This window comes from Herbaspirillum sp. B65, from assembly GCF_000333555.1.
In the GTDB taxonomy this organism is placed as follows: domain Bacteria; phylum Pseudomonadota; class Gammaproteobacteria; order Burkholderiales; family Burkholderiaceae_D; genus Herbaspirillum; species Herbaspirillum rubrisubalbicans.
This window is the reverse complement of record NZ_BADI01000785.1, coordinates 1-7013: the sequence shown is the minus strand read 5'-3', so window position 1 is coordinate 7013 and position 7013 is coordinate 1. Positions and strand designations below refer to the sequence as shown.

The window sequence follows — 7013 nt, the reverse complement described above, 5'->3', positions numbered from 1 at the left end:
CGTCAACCTGTCCATCAGAGCGGCGAGGTGGTGTCCATCATCGGCCCCTCGGGGTGCGGCAAGAGCACCTTGCTCAACATGGGCGCCGGTCTTTACCTGCCCAGCGAAGGTGAAGTTTTCGTCGGTGGCGAGAAGGTGACCAAGCCGGTACGCAAGGTGGCGTTCATGCTGCAGAAGGACTTGCTCATGCCATGGCGCAATATCCGCGCCAACGTCACCCTGGGCCTGGAAATCGATGGGATGGGCCAAGCCGAGCGTTGCCGCATCGCCGATGAACTGCTGGCCAAGTGCCACCTCAAGGGCTTCGAAGAACACTATCCCTACCAGCTCTCCGGCGGGATGCGCCAACGTGCCGCGCTGGCGCGCACGCTGGCGGTGGACCCGCAGGTGCTGCTGCTGGACGAACCCTTTTCGGCCCTGGATGCGCAGACCAAGATGGTGCTGCAGCAAGACCTGGCCAAGATGCTCTACGAAAAGCAGAAGACCGCGCTCTTCATCACCCACGATCTGGTGGAAGCGATTGCCTTGTCGGATCGCCTGCTGGTCATGAGCGAGCGCCCCGGCACCATCGTCGAGGAAATCGAAGTCAAGCTGCCGCACCGGGACAATCCGCTTGAGCGCCGCAAGCTGCCCGAGATCGGCCCGTTGCAGGGGCGCCTGATGGAGTTGCTCAAGGTGGGCAAGGAAACCGCCGAGCTGCACTGATCCCACGCTGCATCTTCACCCTAGCTTCACCCCGTCAACAGAAAGACCCCAAGGGAGAGTCAGAAACATGAAGAATCCGTTCGCATCCGTCGCTAGTGCCCTGGCCCTGGTGGCCGCGCTGGGCGCGGCCGTCGCCCCCGTTATCGCCCATGCCGCGCCGCAAGAAGTGACCTACCTGCTGCCGGCACCGCCCAATGCGCCGGCGTTCGCACCCTGGGTGCTGGCCCAGCACAAGGGGTACTACGCCGACGAAAACCTGAAGGTCAGTTTCATCGTCGCCAAGGGGGGCGTGGACGTGGCCAAGCAGATCGGCGCCGGCAATGCGGTCATCGGCGGCGCCATCGGCGACACGCCCATCGTGGTGCGGGCCAACGGTATTCCGGTCAAGGCCATCGCGGTGCTGGGGGCGGGTTCGGTAACCATGGTCGCGGCCAATCCGGCCGATGGCATCAAGAGCCTCAAGGATTTGAAGGGCAAGACCGTCACCGTCATGTCCTATACCGACACCACCTACTACGCCTTCCTGGGCAGCCTGAAGACGGCCGGCCTGTCCCGGACCGACCTGCAGATCCAGGCCGCCGGGCCGGCGGGTGTGTGGCAGTTGTATACCTCCGGCAAGTCGCAGGCCTTCGCGGGCGTACCCGATTGGGTGGTCAATGCCAGCGACGCCGGCGCCAAGCTGGAACTGCTGGACAACGGCGGTTTCAAGAGCATGGCGCAAGCCATCCTGGCTTCGGACGACACCATCAAGAAGAACCCTGAACTGTTGAAGCGCCTGGTGCGCGCCACCCTGCGCGGGATGCAGGACATCATGAAGGATCCCAAGGCGGCCGCCGATGACTACGTCGCCGCCTTGCCCAGCTACAAGGGCAAGGAAGCCAGCATCCAGGCCACCTTCGAGATGTACAACAAATACGTCTATGCCAACCAGAAGACCCTGGGCCAGATCGATGCGGCGCGCATGGAGGCGGTGCAGAAGTTCTACGTGAGCGAAGGCATCGTCGCCAAGGCCACCCCGGTCAATGAGCTCTTCACCAACCAGTTCGTGGGAGTGGCCAAGTAATCATGAACACCACCACAGCCAAAGACCTGAGCATGTCCAGTCCCGAGCCAATCAGTACTGCTGCGGTCGCTGCAGTGCGCCGTCCTGCCCTCAGCGAAAAGGCCCGCACCGTGTGCGGCAGCCTGTTGCTGCTGCTGGTGTTCCTCGCTGCCTGGCAATGGGGGCCGGGCCTGTTGGGCTTGCCGGAATACATCCTGCCCAACTTCATGCAGGTGTTGCGTGAAGGCGTGGTGATGTGGAACAACGCGCAGTTGCTGCAGCACTTCGGCATCACTGCCATGGAAGTGGTGCTGGGCTTTTTCTTCGGGGCCTTGCTGGGCCTGGCGGTAGGCGTGGCGCTGGGCTTGTCGCCACGTGCCGAAGCCATGCTCTCGCCCTACATCCTGGCCTTGCAGATCGCGCCCAAGGTGGCCTTGCGCCGTTGTTCGTGATGTGGCTGGGCTACACCATCTACCCCAAGATCATCGTGGCGGTGCTGATCGTGTTCTTCCCCATCATGATCAACGTGCTCTCGGCGATCCGCACCGTGGACCCGGACATGGTCAACCTGGTGCGGACCTTGAATGCCGGGCGCTGGCAGATCTTCTGCTTGGTCGAGTTCCGGTCGGCCTTGCCGGCCTTGTTCTCGGGCCTGCGCATCGCCTCCACGCTGTCGGTCATCGGCGTGACCGTGGGCGAGCTGGTGGGCGGCAACCAGGGCCTGGGCTACCTGCTGGTGGATGGCGAAGGGCAGGGCAATACCGCGGCGGTGTTCGTTTCCATCGTGGCGCTGACCCTGATCGGCGTAGTCACCTACGGCATGGTGGTATGGGCCGAACGCAAGGTGCTGCATTACCTGCCGCGCGCCGCCACCAGCACCGTTTGATGCCCCTCACACTTTCCTCTGCAAGCAACAGGAGCAAGCACATGTCAGCAGCAAGCACGGCGACTCTTTTGGCGGGACGACGCATCCTGGTCACTGGCGCGGCACGCGGCCTCGGCCTGGCGTTCGTGCAAGCCATCGCCGCCGCCGGGGCCAGTGTGGCCATGGCCGACATCCTGCAGGAAGAACTGGCCTCTGCGGTCGCGCGCCTGCAGCAAGCTGGCATGAAGGTGCAGGGCTTTGCGCTGGACCTGGCCGATCCGGCCTCGGTGCGCACCGCTGCGGCTGCGGCCACGCAGTGGCTGGGCGGACTCGATGGCCTGGTCAACAACGCCGCCATCACCAATTCCGGCGGCAAGAGCAGCGAGCAGCTGGAGCTGGAGATGTGGGACCGCGTCATGGACGTCAACGTGCGCGGTACCTGGCTCATGACCAATGCCTGCCTGCCGGCGCTGCGTGCATCAGGTCGCGGCGCGGTGGTGAACCTGTCCTCGGATACCCCGTTGTGGGGCGCGCCCAATCTGCTGGCCTACGTGGCCAGCAAGAGCGCGGTCATCGGCATGACCCGCTCGCTGGCGCGCGAACTGGGGGCCGACAACATCACGGTCAATGCCGTGGCCCCCGGCCTGACGCTGGTGGAAGCCACCCAGTACGTGCCGCAGGCGCGGCACCAGCACTATCTCGACGGTCGCGCCATCCAGCGTGACCAACTGCCCGAGGATGTCTGCGGTGCGGTGCTGTTCGCCCTGTCGGACCTGGCGCGCTTCTTCACCGGGCAGGTGATGGCGGTCAATGGCGGCTTCGTGATGCATTGAAGCCATCTCATCAACCCGAAGCAATTCATCCGAACCGATCAATTCAAGGAGAACAGCATGACCGATATGTCCGCACAGGAAAACATGGGCCGCAGCTGGGAGCGGCCGGCCGGTGCCAGTTTTGCCGACTGGATGGAGTCGCGCGTGGCGCGCCTGTCTACCCGCAAGTATGACTGGAACGCCCTGAAGTTCCAGGCCGACTACGACCCCAAGTACCGGCGCGCCCAGATGCGCTACATCGGCACCGGTGGCACGGGCGTGGCGCATGATGCCAACGTGATTCCCTCCGAGCACTTCACCTTCTCGACCATGATCATCCCGGCGGGTCATGAAGGCCCTTCGCACCTGCACGTGGATGTGGAAGAAGTGTTCTTCGTCCTGCGCGGCAAGCTCAAGCTGGTCCTGGAAAAGGATGGCGAGCGTTTCGAAACCATCCTCACCGATCGTGACGTGGTCTCGGTGCCGCCTGGCGTCTATCGCGAGGAAATCAACATCGGCGATGAAGATGCGCTCATGTGCGTGATGCTGGGTTCCAAGAAGCCCATCACGCCGACCTATCCGCCCGAGCATCCGCTGGCCTCCATCAAGCGCTGATCTGCGGACATGCCGGCCATGAACCCCATCGTTCCGATCAACGACGAGCAACTCCTGCGCGCGCCGCTGGCGCTGCTCGAAGGTCGCTTTGCCCAGCGTAGCGTTGCGCTGCCGGGCGGCCAGATCAGCTATCGCAGTTGCGGCAGCGGGCCGGTGGTGGTGTTCTTGCATGGCATCAGTTCGGGCGCCGCCTCCTGGCTGCGCTGCGCCTTGGAGCTGGCCTCCTGCGCCCGGGTGATCGCCTGGAATGCGCCGGGCTATGGACATTCCACGCCGCTGCCCATGAGCGTACCCAAGGCCAGCGACTATGCACTGCGCTTGCAGCAGATGCTGCAAGCGCTGGAGATCGAGCAATGCGTGCTGGTCGGTCATTCGCTGGGGGCCTTGATGGCCGCCGCTTATCTGGCCTGCGGCGATGGGCGTGCGCGCAGCACCCTGCTGGCTGATCCGGCCCTGGGTTACGGTGCACCCGGCAAGCAGCAGCGGGCGCAGCAGGTACGCGATGAGCGCCTGGGGGCACTGCACCGGCTGGGTATCACTGGCCTGGCGCAGCAGCCTACGCGCCTGCTGTCGGACCATGCCGACGCCGAGCAGCACGCCTGGGTGCGCTGGAACATGCAATGGCTGGATGCGGCCGGTTACACCCAGGCCGTGCAATTGTTGTGCGGCGACGATATCGAGCTCTATCTGAACGCAGCGCCACGGCGGGGACTGTCGGTGGCCTGCGGCGCGGAAGATATCGTCACCACCCCCCAGGCCAGTGAAGCGCTGGCCCGGCAATTTGGACTTTTCTTTCATAAGGTGGACGCCGCCGGCCATGCCAGCTATATCGAGCAGCCGTCGCAATTTGCCGCGCTGGTGCGCGCGCAACTCACCTCAACCTACTAAAACAGATAACCGACAAGATCATGAGCAAACCTGTGATGCCAGAAGAAGAATCGCAAGACAAGTATTCCGTCCCCGGCCTGGAACGTGGCCTGCGCCTGCTGTGCGAATTCAGCCGTCAGGACAAGACGCTGTCGGCCCCCGAACTGGCGCGTCGCCTGGATATTCCGCGCTCCACCGTGTTTCGCCTGCTGGCCACGCTGGAACGCATGGGTTTCGTCGAGCGTGCCGATGGCGGACGTGACTACCGCCTGGGCATGTCGGTGCTGCGCCTGGGCTTTGAATACCTGGCTTCGCTGGAACTGACCGAGATCGGCCGTCCGCTGCTGGATCGCCTGCGCGATGAGATCGGCTATTCCTGCAATCTGGTGGTACGCGATGGCCGCTCCATCGTCTATGTCGCCAAGTCGGTCACCCAGACCGCCTTCACCAGCCACGTCAACGTCGGCACCCGCCTGCCGGCGCACGCCACCGTGCTGGGCCGCGTGCTGCTGGAAGACCTGAGCCTGCCGCAACTGCGCGCGCTCTATCCAGAACAGCACCTGGAAGTCTTCTCCAGCAATACCCCCAAGACCGTGGTCGAACTGTTCGACATGGTGCAGGCCGACAAGGAGCGCGGTTTCGTGTTGCAGGAAGGTTTCTTCGAAACCAGCATCTCCACCGTGGCCGCGCCGGTGCGCGATCACTCCGGCCTGGTGGTGGCTGCGTTGGGGGCGACCATCCCTTCGCCGCACATCGATGCCAGCCAGCTCGACGTGATCGTGGCGCGTGTGCGCGAGACCGCGGCCGAACTGTCCCGCCTGCTGGACCACGCCCCCGAACGTGGCGCCAAGGTGGTCAACATGTGGCGGGGCTGAGATGGCCATGACTTCGCTCCAGGGCAAGGTGGCGGTGGTGACCGGCGGTTCCTCCGGCATTGGCTTGGCCAGCGTCGAGCTGTTGCTCGAAGCCGGCGCTGCCGTGGCCTTCTGCGGCCGCGATAGTGCGCGCCTGAAAGAGGCCGAAGCAGCTTTGCGCCAGCGTTACCCGCGCGCCAGCCTGTACTGCGCGCCCTGCGACGTACTGGCCCAGCAGCAGGTGCAAGCCTTTGCGAACGCGGTGGAAAATACCCTCGGTCCGGTGTCGATACTGGTCAACAACGCCGGCCAAGGGCGCGTATCGACCTTTGCCGATACCAGCGACGATGCCTGGAGCGAAGAGCTGCACCTCAAATTCTTTTCGGTGATCTACCCGACCCGCGCCTTCCTGCCGCAGCTGCAGGCCATGAGCGCCCGCCATGGCGATGCGGCCATCGTCTGCGTCAATTCGCTGCTGGCCACGCAACCCGAGCCGCATATGGTGGCGACCTCGGCCGCCCGGGCCGGGGTCCACAACCTGGTGCGTTCGCTGGCGACCGAACTGGCCACCGGCCCCAAGGCCTGCGTGCGCGTCAACGGCATCCTGATCGGCCTGGTGGAGTCGGGCCAATGGCGCCGTCGCTATGCCGCACGCGATGAAGCATTGCAGGACCAGACCTGGGCGCAATGGAGCGCGGCGCTGGCGGAAAAAAAGCATATCCAACTCGGTCGTCTCGGCCTTCCCCGCGAAGCCGCACAGGCCATCGTGTTTCTCGCCTCGCCGCTTTCCTCGTACACCACAGGCAGCCATATCGATGTTTCAGGAGGACTTTCCCGTCATGCCTAATACCAACCCCCAAGTCACCGTCGGCTGCGCCATTGCGGCTTTCCTCGAACAGTGCGGCGTGAAGGCTGCCTTCGGTGTGATCTCGATTCACAACATGCCCATCCTGGACGCCTTCGGCGAGCGCGGCAAGATCCGTTTCATCCCGGCGCGTGGCGAGGCCGGCGGGGCCAACATGGCCGATGCCTATGCGCGTACCACCGGTGGCCTGGGCGTGTGCCTGACCTCCACCGGCACGGCTGCCGGCAATGCCGCCGGTGCAATGGTGGAAGCCCTGACGGCCGGCACGCCGCTGCTGCACCTGACCGGGCAGATCGAAACTCCTTACCTGGACCAGAGCCTGGCCTACATCCACGAAGCGCCGGACCAGTGAGTATGCTCAAGGCGATCTCCAAGGCAGCCTCCGCTC

The 7013-nt window shown here is 64.4% G+C and carries 7 protein-coding genes and 2 pseudogenes; all 9 read left to right on the top strand.

Annotated features, from left to right (window positions below; genetic code table 11):
- Nucleotides 1-705, top strand: a 705-nt coding sequence (locus tag I5W_RS18790) for an ABC transporter ATP-binding protein (protein WP_044530374.1), incomplete at its 5' end; no start/stop codon positions are given.
- 67 nt (nucleotides 706-772) lie between these two features.
- Nucleotides 773-1768, top strand: coding sequence for an ABC transporter substrate-binding protein (locus I5W_RS18785; protein WP_044530373.1), 996 nt, complete (start codon nucleotides 773-775; stop codon nucleotides 1766-1768).
- Nucleotides 1769-1770: 2 nt separating this feature from the next.
- Nucleotides 1771-2633: pseudogene (locus I5W_RS18780) on the top strand (ABC transporter permease).
- 41 nt (nucleotides 2634-2674) lie between these two features.
- Nucleotides 2675-3445 (top strand): SDR family oxidoreductase, encoded by a 771-nt coding sequence (locus I5W_RS18775; RefSeq protein WP_044530372.1) that lies wholly within the window; start codon nucleotides 2675-2677, stop codon nucleotides 3443-3445.
- A gap of 57 nt (nucleotides 3446-3502) precedes the next feature.
- Nucleotides 3503-4039 (top strand): cupin domain-containing protein, encoded by a 537-nt coding sequence (locus I5W_RS18770; protein WP_044530371.1) that lies wholly within the window; start codon nucleotides 3503-3505, stop codon nucleotides 4037-4039.
- A 9-nt stretch (nucleotides 4040-4048) separates the two neighbouring features.
- The gene (locus I5W_RS18765; protein ID WP_044530370.1) at nucleotides 4049-4927 is read left to right on the top strand and encodes an alpha/beta fold hydrolase; all 879 of its coding nucleotides are present in this window, start codon (nucleotides 4049-4051) and stop codon (nucleotides 4925-4927) included.
- A 20-nt stretch (nucleotides 4928-4947) separates the two neighbouring features.
- Nucleotides 4948-5781 (top strand): IclR family transcriptional regulator, encoded by an 834-nt coding sequence (locus I5W_RS18760; protein ID WP_026052222.1) that lies wholly within the window; start codon nucleotides 4948-4950, stop codon nucleotides 5779-5781.
- A 1-nt stretch (nucleotide 5782) separates the two neighbouring features.
- A complete protein-coding gene (locus tag I5W_RS18755) occupies nucleotides 5783-6607 on the top strand; it encodes an SDR family oxidoreductase (protein WP_044530369.1) in 825 nt (274 codons plus the stop codon).
- Nucleotides 6600-7013: pseudogene (locus tag I5W_RS18750) on the top strand (thiamine pyrophosphate-binding protein); the annotation flags it as partial. The gene I5W_RS18755 and the pseudogene I5W_RS18750, both read left to right, overlap by 8 nt.